The sequence below is a fragment of the Pseudomonas sp. TE3552 genome (genome assembly GCF_056278945.1).
The window spans coordinates 4,285,612-4,303,689 of sequence record NZ_JBWBQJ010000001.1; the positions used below are offsets into that span (position 1 = coordinate 4,285,612).

At 59.1% G+C, this 18,078-nt stretch carries 17 protein-coding genes; 10 read left to right on the forward strand and 7 right to left on the reverse strand.

The features are described 5' to 3' along the window. Positions 1 to 15 precede the first annotated feature (15 nt). From ACZ9BB_RS19385 to ACZ9BB_RS19400, 4 genes are all read right to left on the reverse strand, one after another. Positions 16 to 780, reverse strand: a complete 765-nt coding sequence (locus ACZ9BB_RS19385) for an amino acid ABC transporter ATP-binding protein (protein WP_476215423.1) — start codon at positions 778 to 780, stop codon at positions 16 to 18. An 11-nt stretch (positions 781 to 791) separates the two neighbouring features. Further along, positions 792 to 1,889, reverse strand: coding sequence for an amino acid ABC transporter permease (locus tag ACZ9BB_RS19390; RefSeq protein WP_476215424.1), 1,098 nt, complete (start codon positions 1,887 to 1,889; stop codon positions 792 to 794). Between the two features lie 10 nt (positions 1,890 to 1,899). Then, complete coding sequence (locus tag ACZ9BB_RS19395; protein ID WP_476215425.1) at positions 1,900 to 3,081, reverse strand: amino acid ABC transporter permease; 1,182 nt, start codon at positions 3,079 to 3,081, stop codon at positions 1,900 to 1,902. Positions 3,082 to 3,146: 65 nt separating this feature from the next. Further along, a complete protein-coding gene (locus ACZ9BB_RS19400) occupies positions 3,147 to 4,178 on the reverse strand; it encodes an amino acid ABC transporter substrate-binding protein (protein ID WP_476215427.1) in 1,032 nt (343 codons plus the stop codon). 469 nt (positions 4,179 to 4,647) lie between these two features. On the opposite strand from ACZ9BB_RS19400, the gene ACZ9BB_RS19405 reads away from it, so the two are divergent. From ACZ9BB_RS19405 to ACZ9BB_RS19425, 5 genes are all read left to right on the forward strand, one after another. Next, on the forward strand, positions 4,648 to 5,304 hold the full coding sequence (locus ACZ9BB_RS19405) for an alpha/beta hydrolase (RefSeq protein ID WP_476215428.1): 657 nt from the start codon (positions 4,648 to 4,650) through the stop codon (positions 5,302 to 5,304). A gap of 85 nt (positions 5,305 to 5,389) precedes the next feature. Beyond that, positions 5,390 to 6,877, forward strand: a complete 1,488-nt coding sequence (rhlB, locus tag ACZ9BB_RS19410; protein WP_476215429.1) for an ATP-dependent RNA helicase RhlB — start codon at positions 5,390 to 5,392, stop codon at positions 6,875 to 6,877. 141 nt (positions 6,878 to 7,018) lie between these two features. Continuing rightward, complete coding sequence (locus tag ACZ9BB_RS19415) at positions 7,019 to 7,966, forward strand: ornithine cyclodeaminase family protein (protein ID WP_476215431.1); 948 nt, start codon at positions 7,019 to 7,021, stop codon at positions 7,964 to 7,966. Positions 7,967 to 8,026: 60 nt separating this feature from the next. Then, positions 8,027 to 9,154: an NAD(P)/FAD-dependent oxidoreductase gene (locus ACZ9BB_RS19420; RefSeq protein ID WP_476215433.1), complete on the forward strand. Its 1,128-nt coding sequence runs from the start codon at positions 8,027 to 8,029 to the stop codon at positions 9,152 to 9,154. 92 nt (positions 9,155 to 9,246) lie between these two features. Beyond that, positions 9,247 to 9,888, forward strand: a complete 642-nt coding sequence (locus ACZ9BB_RS19425; RefSeq protein ID WP_476215435.1) for a helix-turn-helix transcriptional regulator — start codon at positions 9,247 to 9,249, stop codon at positions 9,886 to 9,888. A 113-nt stretch (positions 9,889 to 10,001) separates the two neighbouring features. Here the strand turns inward: ACZ9BB_RS19425 and ACZ9BB_RS19430 are convergent, their stop codons facing one another. Together ACZ9BB_RS19430 and hmpA are read right to left on the reverse strand one after the other, a co-directional pair. After that, complete coding sequence (locus ACZ9BB_RS19430; protein ID WP_476215436.1) at positions 10,002 to 10,778, reverse strand: ABC transporter substrate-binding protein; 777 nt, start codon at positions 10,776 to 10,778, stop codon at positions 10,002 to 10,004. Between the two features lie 251 nt (positions 10,779 to 11,029). Beyond that, positions 11,030 to 12,211, reverse strand: a complete 1,182-nt coding sequence (gene hmpA, locus ACZ9BB_RS19435; RefSeq protein ID WP_476215438.1) for an NO-inducible flavohemoprotein — start codon at positions 12,209 to 12,211, stop codon at positions 11,030 to 11,032. A 147-nt stretch (positions 12,212 to 12,358) separates the two neighbouring features. On the opposite strand from hmpA, the gene norR reads away from it, so the two are divergent. From norR to ACZ9BB_RS19460, 5 genes are all read left to right on the forward strand, one after another. Further along, positions 12,359 to 13,912: a nitric oxide reductase transcriptional regulator NorR gene (gene norR / locus ACZ9BB_RS19440; RefSeq protein WP_476215440.1), complete on the forward strand. Its 1,554-nt coding sequence runs from the start codon at positions 12,359 to 12,361 to the stop codon at positions 13,910 to 13,912. Positions 13,913 to 14,200: 288 nt separating this feature from the next. Next, the gene (locus tag ACZ9BB_RS19445; RefSeq protein ID WP_476215442.1) at positions 14,201 to 15,103 is read left to right on the forward strand and encodes a chemotaxis protein CheW; all 903 of its coding nucleotides are present in this window, start codon (positions 14,201 to 14,203) and stop codon (positions 15,101 to 15,103) included. A gap of 27 nt (positions 15,104 to 15,130) precedes the next feature. Then, entirely contained in the window at positions 15,131 to 15,589 is a 459-nt protein-coding gene (locus ACZ9BB_RS19450; RefSeq protein ID WP_476215444.1) for a GNAT family N-acetyltransferase, read from the forward strand. 85 nt (positions 15,590 to 15,674) lie between these two features. Beyond that, a complete protein-coding gene (locus tag ACZ9BB_RS19455; RefSeq protein WP_476215446.1) occupies positions 15,675 to 16,001 on the forward strand; it encodes a hypothetical protein in 327 nt (108 codons plus the stop codon). 83 nt (positions 16,002 to 16,084) lie between these two features. Beyond that, a complete protein-coding gene (locus tag ACZ9BB_RS19460) occupies positions 16,085 to 16,834 on the forward strand; it encodes a YkgJ family cysteine cluster protein (protein ID WP_476215448.1) in 750 nt (249 codons plus the stop codon). A 53-nt stretch (positions 16,835 to 16,887) separates the two neighbouring features. On the opposite strand, the gene ACZ9BB_RS19465 is transcribed toward ACZ9BB_RS19460, so the two are convergent. Continuing rightward, a complete protein-coding gene (locus tag ACZ9BB_RS19465; RefSeq protein WP_476215450.1) occupies positions 16,888 to 18,030 on the reverse strand; it encodes a transporter substrate-binding domain-containing protein in 1,143 nt (380 codons plus the stop codon). Between the last annotated feature and the right edge of the window lie 48 nt (positions 18,031 to 18,078).

Below are 18,078 nucleotides of genomic sequence, written 5' to 3' on the forward strand. Positions count from 1 at the left end.
CGGGTCAGTCCTGCATCAATGCAAAATCTGACTCAGGAACAGTTTCGTCCGCTCATTCTGCGGATTATCGAAGAAGTCGTTCGGCGCGGCCTGTTCGACGATTTCACCCTTGTCCATGAAGATCACGCGGTTGGCCACGGTGCGGGCGAAGCCCATTTCGTGGGTCACGCAGAGCATGGTCATGCCGTCTTCGGCCAGGCCGATCATGGTGTCCAGAACCTCTTTCACCATCTCCGGGTCGAGAGCCGAAGTCGGCTCGTCGAACAGCATGATTTTTGGTTTCATGCACAAGGCACGGGCAATCGCCACGCGCTGCTGTTGACCACCGGAAAGCTGACCCGGGAATTTGTGCGCCTGCTCCGGAATGCGTACGCGTTCCAGGTAATGCATGGCGATTTCCTCGGCCTTGCGCTTGGGCATCTTGCGTACCCACATCGGCGCCAGGGTGCAGTTCTGCAGGATGGTCAGGTGCGGGAACAGGTTGAAGTGCTGGAACACCATGCCGACTTCACGGCGAATCGCTTCGATCTGCTTGAGGTCGTTGGTCAGCTCCACGCCATCGACCACGATGCGGCCCTGCTGGTGTTCTTCCAGACGATTGAGGCAACGGATGGTGGTGGATTTGCCGGAACCCGACGGACCGCACAAAACGATACGCTCGCCCTGTTTGACGTTCAGGTTGATGTCTTTCAAGACGTGGAACTGGCCGTACCACTTGTTCACGCCCTGCATCTGAATAATGCCTTCAGAGCTCACAGGCTGTTTGATCGCTTCACTCATAAACTACGCTCCTAACGCTTGTGGCCAGTGTCCAGCTTACGTTCCAAATGCATGGAGTAGCGGGACATACCAAAACAGAAAATCCAGAACACCAGGGCCGCGAACACATAGCCTTCAGTGGCCATGCCCAGCCATTTCGGGTCGGCGGCGGCTTGCTTGACGCTGTTGAGCAGGTCGAACAGGCCGATGATGATCACCAGGCTCGTGTCCTTGAACAGCGCAATGAAGGTGTTGACGATGCCGGGGATCACCAGCTTCAGGGCTTGCGGCAGAATCACCAGGCCCATGCTGCGCCAGTAACCGAGGCCCATCGCTGCAGCCGCTTCGTATTGACCTTTGGGGATCGCTTGCAGACCGCCACGCACCACTTCAGCGATGTAGGCCGACTGGAACAGGATCACACCGATCAACGCCCGCAGCAGTTTGTCGAAGTTCATGCCTTCAGGCAGGAACAACGGCAACATCACCGAAGACATGAACAGCACGGTGATCAACGGCACGCCCCGCCAGAATTCGATGAAGGTCACGCAGACCACACGAATCGCCGGCAGGTTCGAACGACGGCCCAGGGCCAGAACGATACCCAGCGGCAGTGCGCCGACGATACCGACGGTAGCGATCACCAGGGTCAGCATCAGGCCGCCCCACTGGCTGGTCGCCACGGTGTCCATGCCGAACACACCGCCATGCAACAGGAAGTAGGCAACGATCGGGTAGAGCACCAGGAAGCTCAGGCCGTAGATTGCCTTGTGTGGAACCCGTGCGATGAACAACGGTGCCACGCCAATCACCGCCAGCCACACGGACAGGTCTACGCGCCAGCGCAGGTCTGTCGGGTAGTAGCCATACATGAACTGGCCGAAGCGCTGCTGGATGAACACCCAGCAGGCGCCGTCCTTGGTGCAATCGGCGCGGGTGGTACCCACCCAGTTGGCATCCAGAAATGCCCAGTTCACGATCGGTGGAACTATCAGATAAATCAGATAGAACGCGAACAGCGTCAGCAGGGTGTTGATCCAGCTGGAGAACATGTGCTCCCGCATCCACGCCACAATACCGATGCTGCTGCTCGGTGGTGGCATGTCGGGTTTGAAAGTATGAGTCGTCATGCGCTCTTCCTTACCGCTCGATCAGCGCAATGCGCTTGTTGTACCAGTTCATCAGCAAGGAAATGCTGATACTGATCGCCAGGTACACGCTCATGGTGATGGCAATGACTTCGATCGCCTGCCCGGTCTGGTTCAGTACCGTACCGGCAAACAACGACACCATCTCCGGATAACCGATACCGGCCGCCAGCGAGGAGTTTTTCGCCAGGTTCAGGTATTGGCTGGTCAGCGGCGGAATGATCACGCGCAGGGCTTGTGGAATGATCACCTTGCGCAGGGTCGGTCCATTGCGCAGCCCCAACGAGCGGGCCGCTTCGGTCTGGCCGTGGCTGACCGACTTGATGCCCGAACGCACGATCTCGGCGATGAATGCCGCGGTGTACACCGTCAGGGCCAGGGTCAGCGCCAGCAGTTCCGGGATCAGTACCCAGCCACCAACGAAGTTGAAGCCTTGCAGCTTTGGCAACTCCCAGTGCAGCGGTGCGCCGAAGATCAATGCACACAGTGCCGGGATCACCAGGAACAGCGCCAGGCCGGTCCAGAACTTGTGGAACGGTACGCCGGTCGCTTCGAAACGCTTGTTGGCCCAGCGGCACATCAGCACGATGGCGACGATGGCCACGACAATGCTGATCACAAACGGCCAGAAACCGTCCGCCATCAACGCTGCCGGCATATTCAGGCCACGGCTGCTGACGAAGAAGGTGTCGCCGAAGTTATGGCTGTTACGGGGCCCCGGCATGCTCAGGAATACCGCGAAGTACCAGAACAGGATTTGCAGCAACGGCGGAATGTTGCGGAACACTTCCACGTACACCGTCGCCAGTTTGCTGATAATCCAGTTATGTGACAGCCGGGAAACACCCACGATGAACCCCAGAATCGTCGCCAGGATCACGCCGATAAAGGTCACCAACAGTGTGTTGAGCAGGCCGATGAGAAACACCCGGGCATAGCTGTCCGATTCGGTGTAGTCGATCAGGTGCTGAGCGATACCGAAACCGGCGCTGCGCTCGAGAAAGTCGAAACCCGAGGTGATGCCCCGGTGCTGGAGGTTGGTTTGAGTGTTATCGAACAGAAACCAGCCCAACGAGATCACCGCGACAATCGTGATGATCTGAAATACCCACGCACGCACTCGTGGATCGCTGAGACTGAGCCTCTGCTTTGGTGCGCCGATTGAATTTTGCATGAAGTGCCCCGGAAATAATGGAACAGAACATCACCCGGTGGTTGGCCCACCGGGTGATAGAACCATCAGCGCACTGGTGGTGCGTATTGAATGCCGCCGTTGGTCCACAGGGCGTTCAAGCCACGGTCGATTTCCAGCGGAGTGCCCTTGCCGAGGTTTTTATCGAAGACTTCGCCATAGTTACCGACTTGCTTGACGATTTTCACGACCCAGTCTTTTGGCAGTTTCAGATCCTTGCCGTATTCACCGTCAGCGCCCAGCAGACGGGCGACGTCCGGGTTCTTGGTCGACTTGGCTTCAGTCTCGACGTTTTTCGAAGTGATACCGGCTTCTTCAGCGTTGAGCATGGCGTAGCCAGTCCAGCGCACGATGGCCAGCCACTCGTCGTCGCCGTTACGCACGACCGGGCCCAGAGGTTCTTTGGAAATGGTTTCAGGCAGAACCACATAGTCTTTAGGCGAGGCCAGCTTGCTGCGCTGTGCATACAACTGGGACTTGTCGGAGGTCAGCACGTCGCAACGACCGGATTCCAGCGACTTGGCGCTTTCATCGGAAGTGTCAAAGGTGATCGGGGTGTACTTCAGGCCGTTGGCGCGGAAGTAGTCGGACACGTTCAATTCGGTGGTGGTACCGGCTTGAATACAGATGGTCGCGCCGTCGAGTTCCTTGGCACTTTTCACACCCAGCTTGCTGTTGGCCAGGAAGCCCACGCCGTCGTAATAGGTGATGAAGCCAGGAAACTTCAGGCCCATGCCCGCGTCACGGGAGCTGGTCATGGTGGAGTTGCGCGACAGCATGTCGATTTCGCCGGATTGAAGAGCAGTGAAACGCTCCTTCGCATTCAACTGGCTGAATTTGACCTTGGTCGCATCACCAAATACTGCAGCAGCTACAGCGCGGCAGAAGTCAGCATCGATACCGACGATCTTGCCGGTAGAGTCCGGAACCGAGAAACCCGGCAGACCGTCGCTCACGCCACACTGTACAAAACCCTTCTTCTGCACTGCATCCAGGGTTGCACCCGCCTGAGCGAACCCACTGACACCGAGCACTGCGGCTGCAGTCACGACCGCCAGGGTGGATTTCAACATCTTCATTCAAACCTCCAGTTTTGCTCTTGTTGTGTCGGAGCTTGAGCCCTGTCGCACCCTTTTGAGGCGTTGCTGACCCGTGTTGGCTTTTTTTAGGGTCAACCGACATAAGGACCGTCGCTATGAGTCTAGTAGGAGAAAATCCACATCATGGATAACTCACTTCTCACCAATCGGCCGAACGGGCTGTAGCCCTTTCACGTTCGCGAAGCCCGTAGCGGCCACTGGCGAACATCCATCACCGGATTCTTTGCTATCCCATGACCAGCCATACACTGATAGTGTTACCGCCAGGCATGAGATTGGTTGCACAGGCTTCCCCATAGCAAAGCCCGTACCAGACCGCTCGCTAAAGCGATTCAGCGCAAGATCAATAGCAAAACTTTCAACCTTGCGACATCTTCTTAACTGATAAACCGGTTGCGCACTCGAACCTCGCACTTAATGAGAGCGCACGCACAACAATGGAGCAGACATGACCGAGCCCCTGATTCTTCAACCCGTCAAGCCCGCAGACGCCTGCGTAATCTGGCTGCACGGGCTGGGTGCCGACCGCTACGACTTTTTGCCGGTAGCCGAAGCGCTACAGGAAAACCTGCTCAGCACCCGTTTCGTTTTGCCCCAGGCCCCGACTCGCGCCGTCACCATCAACGGTGGCTACGAGATGCCAAGCTGGTACGACATTTTGGCCATGAGCCCGGCCCGCGCCATCAGCCGCGAGCAGTTGGAGGAGTCCGCGCAACGGGTCGTTGATTTGATTGAAGTACAGAAGGCCAGCGGAATAGACGCCTCGCGGATCTTTCTCGCCGGTTTTTCCCAAGGCGGCGCCGTGGTTTTGCACACGGCCTTCCTGAAATGGCAGGGACCGTTGGGCGGCGTACTCGCCCTGTCTACTTATGCCCCGACCTTCAGTGATGAACTGGAGCTTTCCGCCAGCCAGCAGCGCATTCCGGTGCTGTCATTGCACGGTCAGTACGATGAGGTGGTTCAAAACTCCATGGGCCGGACCGCCTATGAGTATTTAAAGCAGCATGGTGTCACCGTGACATGGCAGGAATACCCAATGGGCCACGAAGTGTTACCCGAAGAAATTCGCGACATCGGCGTCTGGCTTGCAGGGCGTTTGCGCTAAAAGCTACCCATTGATCCATCCCACTACGCCGCGCCCGTTTCTTGCATTACACTGCCCGGCGTATATTCCTTAACCAATTGATGAGATGACCGTGCTCAAAGCACTCAAGAAAATGTTCGGTAAAAGCGAGACTGAGCAGCTCGCGCCAGTCTCCAGCGCTCCTTCTCATACTCCCAGCCACCGCACCGACGGTAATCAGCCTGGCCGGACCGCAACCGTAGCGGCACCGAAGCACGAGCCGGTGACCACACCGACCGCCCCCTCTGCCCCGGCCATTGTCTCTGAACAGCCGCGCAGCGAAGCCCCGAAACCAGCCAAACCGCGTCGCGAACCAAAGCCAAAAGCGCCGGTTATTCCCTGGAAACTCGAAGACTTCGTTGTCGAACCCCAGGAAGGCAAAACCCGCTTCCACGATTTCAAACTCGCCCCCGAACTGATGCACGCCATTCAGGACCTGGGCTTCCCCTATTGCACGCCGATCCAGGCACAGGTGCTTGGCTTCACCCTCGCGGGCAAAGACGCCATCGGTCGCGCCCAGACCGGCACCGGCAAAACCGCCGCGTTCCTGATTTCGATCATCACTCAGCTGCTGCAAACCCCGCCGCCCAAAGAACGCTACATGGGTGAACCGCGGGCACTGATCATTGCCCCGACCCGGGAACTGGTGGTGCAGATCGCCAAGGACGCAGCCGACCTGACCAAATACACCGGCCTCAACGTCATGACGTTTGTCGGCGGCATGGACTTCGACAAGCAGCTCAAGCACCTCGAAGCCCGTCACTGCGACATCCTCGTGGCCACTCCGGGCCGCTTGCTCGACTTCAACCAGCGCGGCGACGTGCACCTGGACATGGTCGAAGTCATGGTGCTGGACGAAGCCGACCGGATGCTCGACATGGGCTTCATCCCACAAGTGCGTCAGATCATTCGTCAGACCCCGCCGAAGAACGAGCGTCAGACGCTGCTGTTCTCCGCCACCTTCACCGACGATGTGATGAACCTGGCCAAGCAATGGACCACCGACCCGTCGATCGTCGAGATCGAAGCGCAGAACGTGGCCAGCGAAAACGTCGAGCAACACATCTACGCGGTGGCCGGCGCCGACAAATACAAACTGCTCTATAACCTGGTCAACGATAACGGCTGGGAACGGGTGATGGTCTTCGCCAACCGCAAGGATGAAGTGCGGCGCATCGAAGAACGCCTGGTACGCGATGGCGTCAACGCGGCGCAACTGTCGGGCGATGTGCCGCAACACAAGCGCATCAAGACCCTGGAAGGTTTCCGCGAAGGCAAGATCCGCGTGCTGGTGGCCACCGATGTTGCCGGTCGCGGCATCCACATCGATGGCATCAGCCACGTGATCAACTTCACCCTGCCGGAAGTCCCGGACGATTACGTGCACCGCATCGGTCGTACCGGCCGTGCCGGCGCCGATGGTGTGTCCATCAGCTTCGCCGGTGAAGACGACTCTTACCAGCTACCGTCCATCGAGGCGCTGCTGGGTCGCAAGATCAGTTGTGAAACGCCACCGACGCATCTGCTGCGGGCGGTTGAGCGCAAGCGCCCGTAACGCGGGTCGCAATATAAAAGGCGCAGCCGGAAACGGACTGCGCTTTTTTTTCGTCTGGTTTTTTTCAACAGGAGCTTGCTCGATACAACTAAAAGTCCATAATGGACAAATCAGTTTACTTTCAGCGCCCGGAGCCGACCAATGTCCAGCACGCCTTACGTGATCCCCCAACCCCAGGCCTGCGAACTGCTGGCGCAAGTGGACGTGCCGCAAATCCTGCGCAAATTGTTTCGCGATCTGGCCGCCGGGCAAGCCGTGCAGCCAGCACAACAGTTGGTGGAATTTCCAAAGGGTGCCGGGGACTTCATCAACTACCTGGGCGTGCTGGCCGAAGACGGCGTGTATGGCGTCAAGACCTCGCCTTACATCGTGCGCGAGCAAGGTCCGCTGGTGACCGCCTGGACACTGCTGATGTCGATGCAGACCGGCCAGCCGCTGCTGCTCTGCGATGCCGGTGAACTGACCACGGCACGCACCGCCGCGACGACGGCGGTGGCGGTCGATGCCCTCGCCCCGCTGAAGGCCCGGCGCCTGGCGATCATCGGCAGCGGCAAAGTGGCCCAGGCGCATCTGCACTACGTGAAGGATCTGCGAGATTGGCAAAGCATCAACCTCTATTCGCCGAGCCTGAGCGGCAAGAACGCCGAAGCATTGGCACCGCTCAAAAACCTCGACCCGCGACTGAGCATCGTCAACAGTCGCGAAGCCGCGATTCAGGACGCCGACGTGATCATGCTCTGCACTTCGTCCGCCGGACCGGTGATCGACCCGTCCAGGTTGAGCAAACCGGCGCTGATCACCTCCATCAGCACCAATGCCCCACGCGCCCATGAAGTGCCGCCACAGAGCCTCAATGACATGCAGGTCTTCTGCGACTATCGTCAGACCACCCCGGGCTCGGCCGGCGAGATGCTGATTGCCGGCGAGCAGCATGGCTGGGACAAACGCCTGATCATCGGCGACCTGCCCGACTTACTCAGCGAAAAAGTGCAGCGCCCTGAATACGACCGACATGTGTTCTTCCGCTCCATCGGCCTGGGGCTGGAAGACATTGCGCTGGCCAATGCCCTTTACCGCCTACAGCACTAACACCACAAACCTACAGGGGAATTCCACAATTTCGGCATTTGCGCCCCACAGGAGACGTTCATGAGCCAGGCAGATTTCATCATCATCGGCGGCGGGATTGCCGGCGCTTCCACCGGTTTCTGGCTGTCGCAGCACGGGCGGGTGATTGTGCTCGAACGCGAATCCCATCCGGCCTATCACTCCACCGGACGCTCGGCGGCGCTGTACACCGCCGCCTACGGCACGCCACAGGTTCGGGCATTGACCCAGGCCAGCCGCGACTTCTTCGATGCGCCGCCGCCCGGTTTCTGCGAACACCCGCTGCTGACCCCGCGCGGTGAGATGACCGTCGACTTCACTGGCGATCCGGCCGAGCTGAACAATCAATACCTGAGCGCCAAAGCCACCGTGCCGCAGATGCAACTGCTCAGCGCCGACGAAGCCTGTGCGCGGCTGCCAATCCTGCGCCGGGAAAAAGTCCATGGCGCGATCTACGACCCGACCGCCAGCGACATCGATACCGATGCCCTGCATCAAGGCTATCTGCGCGGTATCCGGCGTAATAAAGGCGAAGTGCATACCGACAGCGAAGTGCTGAGCCTGAGCCGTGACGCCGAAGGGCTGTGGCAGGTTCAGACCAACACTCAGACATTCAGCGCTCCGATCATCATCAACGCCGCCGGCGCCTGGGCCGACAAGATTGGCGAGCTGGCCGGCGCCCGACCGCTGGGCCTACAACCCAAGCGTCGCGCAGCCTTTATCTTCGCCGGCCCCGAGGGCCTGGATATCCATGACTGGCCAATGCTGGTCAGCCTCGATGAATCCTTCTACATGAAACCCGACGCCGGCATGTTCCTCGGCTCACCGGCCAACGCCGACCCGGTGGAACCGCACGATGTGCAGCCCGAAGAGCTGGACATTGCCATGGGCATCTACCAGATCGAAGAGGCCACCACCCTGACCATCCGCCGCCCGACCCGCACCTGGGCCGGCCTGCGCAGTTTCGTGCGCGACGGGGATTTGCTGTCCGGCTTCGATCAGCACGTACCTGGCCTGTTCTGGGTGGCGGGACAAGGCGGCTATGGCATCCAGACGTCGCCGGCCATGGGCCAGGCCAGCGCTGCGCTGGTGCGCGGCGAAGCCTTGCCCGAGCAACTCACCCGCTTCGGCCTGGATGCCGAGATGCTCTCCCCCGCCCGCCTGGGTTGATTTTCACCCTCAGGTGACGTGCCCACACGATTGCGGCAAACTTCCAGCGCCCCTTTTTAACGGGGCGCTGATGCTGCCTGGAGCTCCACTGTATGAACGCACCTGAAAAAGACTCGGCCGTGAACAATGCGTCCATGGACAACTACCGCGCAATTGCCGATGCGATCGCCACGTTGTTCTTTCCTCACGCCGAGGTGGTGCTGCACGACCTGCGCACGCAAAAGGTCGATTACATCGCCAACAACCTGTCCAAACGGGAAATCGGCGACGACTCATCGCTGGAAGACATGCTCAGCGAAGAGGTCAGCGAACGAAACATCGGGCCGTACGAAAAGCTCAACTGGGACGGCCAGAAGATTCGCAGCCTCAGCAGCGTGCTGCGCGACAGCGAAGGTCATCCGCTGGCGGTGCTGTGCATCAACCTGAATATCTCGTTGTTCGAAAACGCGAAAGCGGCGCTGGATCTGTTCCTGTCACCGACCAAACTGATTCCACAACCGGACTCACTGTTTCGCGATGACTGGCAGGAGCGGATCAACACCTTTCTGCATGCCTGGCTACGCGAACGTCAGTTGAGCCTGAATGTGCTGACCCGCGACCACAAACGCGAACTGGTGCTGGCGCTGCACGCCGAAGGCGCCTTCAAAGGCAAAAGCGCCTCCAACTATGTAGCCAATGTGCTGAACATGGGCCGGGCGACGGTGTACAAGCATTTGAAGGAATTGAAGGGTTGAGCCCTGAGAAGTGTGCTGTCTGCCATGGCCCCATCGCGAGCAGGCTCGTTCCCACAATGGACCTGCATGCGCAAGACTAATGTGGGAACGAGCCTGCTCGCGATAGCGATCGATCAATCGCCGTAAATATCCGACTTGAAATACTTCTGCGAAATCTTCTGGTACTCACCGTTGGCGCGAATGTCGTCGATAGCCTTGTTCAGGTCCGCCACCAACTGCGTGTTGCCCTTGCGCACGGCAATCCCGGCGCCCTCGCCCACGTATTTCGGATCCTTGAGCTCCGGCCCGACAAACGCATAGCCTTTGCCACGCGGCATCGACAGGAAATCATTCAGCGGAATGGTGTCGGCAAAAATGGCATCGAGGCGGCCGGCGGCCAGATCCATGTAGATTTCTTCGTTGTTGCCATAGCGCTTGACGTTGATGCCCTTGGGTTCGAAAACCTCGGTGGCATAGCGGTCGGTGGTGGTTGCGCGCTGCACGCCGACATTCTTGCCTTTGAGGCTGGCGTACTGGTCATCCACGACCGCGCCGTCCTTCATCACCAGACGCGACGAGGTGAAGTAGTACTTGTGGGTGAAATCCACCGACTTCTTGCGGTCTTCGTTGATCGTCATGGACGACAGCGCCATGTCGATTTTCTTCACTTTCAGGGAAGGAATCAGACCGTCGAATTCGCCTTCGACCCACACACATTTGACCTTCATCTGAGCGCACAGGGCATTGCCGATGTCGTAGTCAAAACCGACAATCTCGCCTTTGTCGGTTTTGGACGCAAATGGCGGATAAGCCGCTTCGATACCGATACGCAGGTCTTTCTCGGCGGCGAACAGGCTGCTGCACGCCAACAGGCTCAAGGCCAGGCCGGTGATGAGGGGAAATTTCTTCATGTTCGTTCTCTCGCGGGTTGTTGTAGGTTTGGCAAGACAGAAGAAAAACTGAAACGAGGATGCACGCTTTTTTGTACTTAGAATTCCATACTGGACTTTTACGTATTATTCGTCAATCGAGTAAACAGCCTGATGCCCGGCTTCTGGTCGGCTGATGGAATCAGAGTGTGGCCCAATGTAAAAAGGGCCGGGTCGGTGCTTCGCTTGTTGGCGAAGCACCGACCCGGCCCCCAGGAAATTACCGCGAACAGTTATTCCAATGCCGCGGCCGGCCCGAAGAACTCATAACGGCTTTGCTTTTCCGGCACGCCCAAGGCCTTGAGGTGACGCTTGACTGCCGCCATGAAGCCTTTAGGCCCCAGGAAGTACGCATCCACATCGCGCTGCGCCGGCAACCACTCGCCGAGTTGTTCCTGACTCAACAGGCCAACCTGGTGCGCCGCCGGGCTGACGCCGTCATCTTCGGCATAGCAATAGAAACGCTTGAGCTGCGGATGACGCTCGGCCAAGCCATCGATCCAGTCGCGGAAGGCATGAACGCTACCGTTGCGCGCGCAATGGATGAAGTACACCGGCCGCTCGGTCGCCAGCGCCGCCTCGAGCATCGCCAGCGTCGGGGTGATGCCGACGCCGCCACTGATCAGCACCAGCGGCTTGTCGCTGGCGGTCAGGGTGAAATCGCCCGCTGGCGGGAACAGCATGATGCTCGCGCCGACGTGCAGTTGATCGTGCAAATGGTTGGAAGCGCGGCCGCCGGTTTCGCGCTTGACGCTGATGCGGTACTGGCCTTTGTTGGCCAGTGCCGACAGCGAATAGTTACGCCGGATTTCTTCGCCATCGAGGATCAGTTTCATACCGATGTACTGGCCAGGCTCGGCAGCGAGAATCGGGCCTTTGTCCGCCGGTTCGAAGTAAAACGAAATGATTTCCGCGCTCTCCTCGACCTTGGCCACCACAATGAACTCCCGCGCACCGCGCCAACCGCCCGGAGCCTGGGCTTTCTGGTCGTAGATGCTGGCTTCGGCACCGATCAGGATCTCGGCCAATTGGTTGTAGGCCGCGCCCCAGGCGCTCATCACTTCAGGCGTCGCAATTTCGTCGCCCAACACTTCAGAGATTGCTCGCAGCAGGCAGCTACCCACGATCGGGTAATGTTCCGGAAGGATTTGCAGGGCCACGTGCTTGTTGATGATCTTGGCCACCAGGTCGCCCAACTGATCGAGTTGGTCGATGTGCCGCGCATACATCAATACACCGTTGGCCAGGGCACGAGGCTGATCACCACTGGCTTGGTGGGCCTGGTTGAACAGCGGGCGCACCTCTGGATATTCGCAGAGCATCATGCGGTAAAAGTGAGTGATCAACGCTTCACCACCGCTCTCCAGCAGCGGCACGGTGGATTTGATGATGGCACGGTCTTGAACGCTAAGCATAAGAGCAACTCCTGGGCTTTATATGAATAACCTTTGCTTATCAGTTTCCATGCCAACAATTAAATACTTATAAATCAATATGTTAAAAGCACAGTAGTCATATCGACACACATCGATTTATAGTCATACCGACTACACGGAGTCACTATGACTGCAAAACTACTGCTCACCACCCTGCTGCCCCTGGTCTCCGACCTGTCCCGCGAACTGCCCGAAGGCGAGCGCTATCGGCGCCTGCTCGAAGCCATGCGCGCCCTGCTCCCCTGCGACGCCGCTGCCCTGCTGCGACTCGACGGCGAATGGCTGGTGCCGCTGGCTGTGGATGGATTGAGTACCGACACCCTCGGCCGACGTTTCAAGATCAGCGAACACCCGCGCTTCGAAGCGCTGCTCAGCAGCCCCGGCCCGACTCGCTTCGCTGCCGACAGCGACTTGCCCGACCCTTATGACGGCCTGGTCGAGGGTCTTCACGATCACCTGGAAGTCCACGACTGCATGGGCTGCCCGCTGTTTATCGACGAACGTCCGTGGGGTTTACTGACCCTCGACGCTCTCGCCCCCGAACGCTTCGAACCGATCGAACTGGACGCCCTGCAAGCGTTCGCCAGCCTCGCCGCCGCCACGGTCAATGCCGCCGAGCGCATCGAGCGGCTGGCCATTCGCGCCGAAGACGAACATCAGCGCGCCGAGGTTTACCGTCAGGCCAGCGGCCAGCAAAACCGTGAAATGATCGGCCAGAGCAAGGCTCACAAACGCCTGATGGAAGAGATCAGCCTGGTGGGCGGCAGCGACTTGACGGTGCTGATCACCGGTGAAACCGGGGTCGGCAAAGAGCTGGTGGCCCAGGCCATCCACGCGGCGTCCCCACGGGCCGACAAACCAATCATCAGCCTCAATTGCGCCGCCCTGCCGGATACGCTGGTGGAGAGCGAATTGTTCGGCCATGTGCGCGGCGCCTTCACCGGCGCGACCAATGATCGTCGTGGCAAGTTCGAACTGGCCAATGGCGGCACGTTGTTTCTCGATGAGGTCGGCGAACTGTCGCTGACGGTGCAAGCCAAATTGCTGAGAGTGTTGCAGAGCGGGCAATTGCAGCGGCTGGGATCGGACCAGGAACATCAGGTTGACGTGCGATTGATCGCCGCGACCAACCGCGACCTGGCCGAGGAAGTGCGCAGCGGTCGCTACCGCGCCGACTTCTATCATCGCCTGAGCGTTTACCCGCTGCTGGTGCCCGCACTGCGGGATCGCGGTCGGGATGTGCTGCTGCTCAGCGGCTACTTCCTGGAACAAAACCGCTCACGCATGGGCCTCAACAGCCTGCGCCTGACCAGCGATGCGCAAGCGGCATTGTTGGCGTATGACTGGCCGGGGAACGTGCGGGAGCTGGAGCATTTGATTGGTCGCAGTGCGTTGAAGGCACTGGGCAACTGCAAGCAACGGCCGAAGATTCTCAGCTTGAGTGCTGCGGATCTGGATCTGCCCGATGGCGGCGTTGAACCCGCGCCGGAGCCAATGGGTGCCGCGCCAGCAGCGGCGTTAATTTCAGGAGACTTGCGTGAGGCCACCGAGCATTATCAGCGCCAACTGATCAGCGCCTGCCTGGAACGGCACCAGAACAATTGGGCCAGGGCGGCCCGTGAGCTGGGTCTGGATCGGGCTAATCTGGGGCGGATGGCCAAGCGGTTGGGTATGAAGTAACCCCGACATCATGGTTAGGTACTTCTGTGGCGAGGGGGCTTGCCCCCGTTCGGCCGCGAAGCGGTCGTGAAATGAGTGATGAGGTTAGTCTTGAAAAAAAACGGGAGCGCTTCGCACTCCAACGGGGGCAAGCCCCCTCGCCACAGGCAAGCTCCCTCGCCACAGGGCTTCACCGTTACTGGTAATGGGCATTTCCCCTAAAGCCTGCCCCCGACAAGTCGATAACCCGGCATCGATAGTTGTTGGCGATACCCGTAATCGCCTCACCTTTTTCCACAGAAGGTTTTTATGTCTTCCAACAAAGCCCGCGCAGATTCACTTTCGCTTCTGCTGTTTACCTTGCGCAGCGGCAAGCTGATGGCGATCAACCTGCTGAAAGTCAGCGAAATCATCCCCTGCCCGCCGCTGACCAAGCTGCCGGAGTCGCACCCCCACGTCAAAGGCATCGCCACCCTGCGCGGCGCGTCGCTGTCGGTGATCGACCTGAGCCGCGCCATCGGCGAGCGACCGCTGGAAGACCCGAACGGTGGCTGCCTGATCGTCACCGACATCAGCCGTTCCAAGCAGGGCCTGCACGTTCAGGCAGTGAGCAAGATCGTCCATTGCCTGACCACCGACATCCGGCCACCGCCCTTCGGCTCCGGTGGTGTGCGTTCGTACATCACCGGCGTGACCTCGGTCGACGGCACCCTGGTGCAAGTACTGGACATTGAAAAGGTCATCCACGGTATCGCCCCGGCGCAGATCGAAATGGCCCCGACTGAGCTGAGCATGGAAGATGCCGAAGTACTCGGCAATGCACGGATTCTGGTGGTCGATGACAGTCAGGTGGCCCTGCAACAATCGGTACACACCCTGCGCAACCTTGGTCTGCAATGCCACACTGCCCGCAGCGCCAAGGAAGCCATCGACTGCCTGCTGGACCTGCAAGGCACCGCCCAGCAGATCAACCTGATCGTCTCGGACATCGAAATGTCGGAAATGGATGGCTACGCCTTCACCCGCACCCTGCGGGAAACCCCGGACTTCTCGCACCTCTATGTGTTGCTGCATACGTCGCTGGACAGCGCGATGAACAGCGAGAAAGCTCGATTGGCCGGGGCTAACGGCGTGCTGACCAAATTCTCCTCGCCAGAACTGACCAAATGCCTGATCGCGGCGGCCAGGGCCGTCGCCGAACAAGGTCACTGAGTTTTGGCCGAGGACTTTTGTTTTCTGATGCGGCGCAACCTGGCTGAGGATGTGCCGCCTTGCACTTGGCCAAATGGCATTGAGTTGACCCAGTACCGTCCTGACCTCGCCGAAGCCGTTCATCATTTGATGGAACTGGGCTATCGGGAAGGTAGCGGTCGCGTACCGGCGCTGGATGTCTGGCAACAGCGTTTCGAAACCGATCCCGAATACGATCCGTCCCTGTGCTTCATCGCGTTCGACGCCGAAGGAATCGTCGGCGTTGCCCAGTGCTGGACCAGTGCCTACATCAAGAGCCTGGTGGTGCATCCGCGCGCTCAGGGCCTCGGACTTGGCCGTGCACTGCTGCTGCATGCTTTCAAGGTGTTTGAGCAGCGCCGCGAGGGTTTTGTGGATCTGAAGGTGCTGGAAAACAACCTTCGGGCGCAACGCTTGTATGAAAGCGCCGGGATGTATGTGGTCCGGCGGGAGCTGGTGCCAACCTGATATCGCTTTCGCGGGCCCACACAATCAGTATCAAGCCATCAGGTATACTTCGACCTCGACCACTACACGCCAAGGATGCCTGATCGTGAAAGCCACAACCCTGACCTTCCTCTGCCTCACCACCCTCGCCACCCAAGCCCACGCCTCCAGCCCCGACGCCTGGGCCGCCTACGACAAAGCCGTGCTCGCCAGTTGCACCAAGGCCAGCGGCCTGAAGAACGCCAAACCCGTCGGCAATGCCGCGCAATTCGATGACCGGGTCGGTTACACCGCGCTTCTGCTACAAGGCCAGTACCCGCAAAAACACATGAAAGGCCAGCAAGGCACCGAGCTGTGCCTCTACAACAAACAGGGCAAAACCGCCTACGTGACCGAGTGGGACTCCATCCGCCCAACAGCAAAAGCGCAATGAATGGCGCATAACTTGCTTCGGCACAAACCTTTGCGGTGGCATTTTGTCGCCGCTTCATGCCCTTTCAGGTGACTGGCCGTTCAATGAATACAACGTTTTCCTGCGTAGGTTGTGGCAAATGCTGCAACGACCACCATGTGCCCCTGACGCTGGCCGAAGCCCGGATGTGGGCGGCCGATGGCGGTCAGGTGATCGTGCTGGTGGAGGCCTTCCTCGCCAATGGCCTGGGCCTGCCCGCGCAGCAACGCGAACACGCCGAACGCCGTTCGGTGGCGGTTCGAAGCGGCGCCAGCAAGGCCCATGTGGCGATCACCTTTGCCGCGTACAACGTCGGCCCCTGCCGGAATCTTGACGAAGACAACCTCTGCCGCATCTACGAACGCCGACCGCTGGTGTGCCGCATCTATCCGATGGAAATCAACCCGCACATCCCGCTCAACCCATCTATCAAGGAATGCCCGCCCGAGTCCTGGGTAACAGGGCCGGATTTGATCATTGGGGGAGAGCTGGTGGATCAGGAACTGGCAGGATTGATCCAGCGCTCCCGTCAGGCGGATCGCGATGAGATTCAGACCAAGGAGGCGATTTGTGCGTTATTGGGGATTCGGACGACAGCGTTGAAGGGCGATGGATTTACCGCTTATTTGCCGGATATGAACGCGTTTGCCACGGTTATCGATCAGATTTCAGCGCAATCGCAGATGGAGTCGAGCAGTGATTGGCTGTTTCACGTGTCGGGTGAGGATATTGCCGGGCAAGTGCAGGCGGCGGGTGCACAGGTGGCAACCGATACACCGGTTAGCTATGCGTTTATTTCGTTGCGGGCAGCCTGAAACACCCAACCACTGCACAACTTTAGTTGCACAGTGGCTTGTCTGATGGTGAGTCAGCGAGCAGCAACCGCAAGGCATTCAACTTCCACCCGAGCATTCGCCAGCAGTTTTTTAGCCGCGAACGTTGTCCGGGCAGGTAGGCGATCGGCTGGGAAAGTCCGGCGGTAAACCGCATTCATGGCATCGAAGTCTTTGATATCGGCAAGTATGACCGTGCATTTGGCCACATGAGCGAGGGATGAGCCTCGACGTTGCAGTTCGGTGCGCAGGTTCTCCAAGGCCTGGGTCATTTGCGGGCCAATCCCGCCCTTGACCAGTTGGCCATCGGCATCCAGACCGAGCATCCCGGAAAGATAAAGGGTCTCACCGGCCTGTACCGCATCGGAAAATGGCAAGCCTTCTTCATTCGGAAAGTAACGTGGTGAATCGGGTACTGCTGGCGGCAAGTAGCGCTCGGTAATCGCTTGGTACTGGCCATTTTGCTTGAGACGCTCAAGGGCTGCATTCAGGTTATCGCGCAAGCGGGTGTCGCTTTTGCGCACGGCCATCGCCACACCATTGCCCAGCATCGGATCGTTGAGGGCAGGACCGGCGAAGTCGAACGCCTGTCCTTGAGGTTGGCTTAGCAGCGCTTGAGTGATTTCGATGGAGTCTTGCAGGGTGGCATCGATCTCGCCCGCCAGAAGACTGGCAATCAACTGATCGTTGAATTGAAAACTGCGCACCGTTACGCCCGCGTCCGCCCAACGCGCCTTGGCGAACGCTTCACGACTGGTACCCGCCAGGACGCCGATACGCTTGCCTTTGAGCGATTGCACATCCGGTTGCAACGTCGCGCCTTTGCGCGCCACCAGACGGCTACTCAGGGGATAAAGATTGTCGGTGAAATCGACCCGCTCGCGCCGCGCCTGTGTAGCTGTCATCGGCATGATCACGTCGAAGCGGCCGGCTTCAAGGGCATGGAGGTTAGTCGCGTAATCCTGATCGATCCAGACACAGCGGGATTCGAGTTCAGCACACAGTGCGTTGCCCAACTCGATGTTCAATCCGACTAGCTCACCTTTGTCGTTACGGCTCTCGAACGGTGGAACCAGGGCTTCGACCCCGAAGCGAATCTGCGGATCGACCGCAGAGGACACGCAGCCGGTGTTCAGGGCCACCAGAGAGAGCAGGGACAGGTTTTTCAGCAGAGACATCTGGCGACCCTCATCAAAAATTCACAGGGCGTGAATTCTTGATGAATG

Coding starts and splice junctions, on each gene's coding strand:
- ACZ9BB_RS19385 (WP_476215423.1), bottom strand. CDS start 780: ATGAGTGAAGCGATCAAACAGCCTGTGAGCTCTGAAGGCATTATTCAG.
- ACZ9BB_RS19390 (WP_476215424.1), bottom strand. CDS start 1,889: ATGACGACTCATACTTTCAAACCCGACATGCCACCACCGAGCAGCAGC.
- ACZ9BB_RS19395 (WP_476215425.1), bottom strand. CDS start 3,081: ATGCAAAATTCAATCGGCGCACCAAAGCAGAGGCTCAGTCTCAGCGAT.
- ACZ9BB_RS19400 (WP_476215427.1), bottom strand. CDS start 4,178: ATGAAGATGTTGAAATCCACCCTGGCGGTCGTGACTGCAGCCGCAGTG.
- ACZ9BB_RS19405 (WP_476215428.1), top strand. CDS start 4,648: ATGACCGAGCCCCTGATTCTTCAACCCGTCAAGCCCGCAGACGCCTGC.
- rhlB (WP_476215429.1), top strand. CDS start 5,390: ATGACCGTGCTCAAAGCACTCAAGAAAATGTTCGGTAAAAGCGAGACT.
- ACZ9BB_RS19415 (WP_476215431.1), top strand. CDS start 7,019: ATGTCCAGCACGCCTTACGTGATCCCCCAACCCCAGGCCTGCGAACTG.
- ACZ9BB_RS19420 (WP_476215433.1), top strand. CDS start 8,027: ATGAGCCAGGCAGATTTCATCATCATCGGCGGCGGGATTGCCGGCGCT.
- ACZ9BB_RS19425 (WP_476215435.1), top strand. CDS start 9,247: ATGAACGCACCTGAAAAAGACTCGGCCGTGAACAATGCGTCCATGGAC.
- ACZ9BB_RS19430 (WP_476215436.1), bottom strand. CDS start 10,778: ATGAAGAAATTTCCCCTCATCACCGGCCTGGCCTTGAGCCTGTTGGCG.
- hmpA (WP_476215438.1), bottom strand. CDS start 12,211: ATGCTTAGCGTTCAAGACCGTGCCATCATCAAATCCACCGTGCCGCTG.
- norR (WP_476215440.1), top strand. CDS start 12,359: ATGACTGCAAAACTACTGCTCACCACCCTGCTGCCCCTGGTCTCCGAC.
- ACZ9BB_RS19445 (WP_476215442.1), top strand. CDS start 14,201: ATGTCTTCCAACAAAGCCCGCGCAGATTCACTTTCGCTTCTGCTGTTT.
- ACZ9BB_RS19450 (WP_476215444.1), top strand. CDS start 15,131: ATGCGGCGCAACCTGGCTGAGGATGTGCCGCCTTGCACTTGGCCAAAT.
- ACZ9BB_RS19460 (WP_476215448.1), top strand. CDS start 16,085: ATGAATACAACGTTTTCCTGCGTAGGTTGTGGCAAATGCTGCAACGAC.
- ACZ9BB_RS19465 (WP_476215450.1), bottom strand. CDS start 18,030: ATGTCTCTGCTGAAAAACCTGTCCCTGCTCTCTCTGGTGGCCCTGAAC.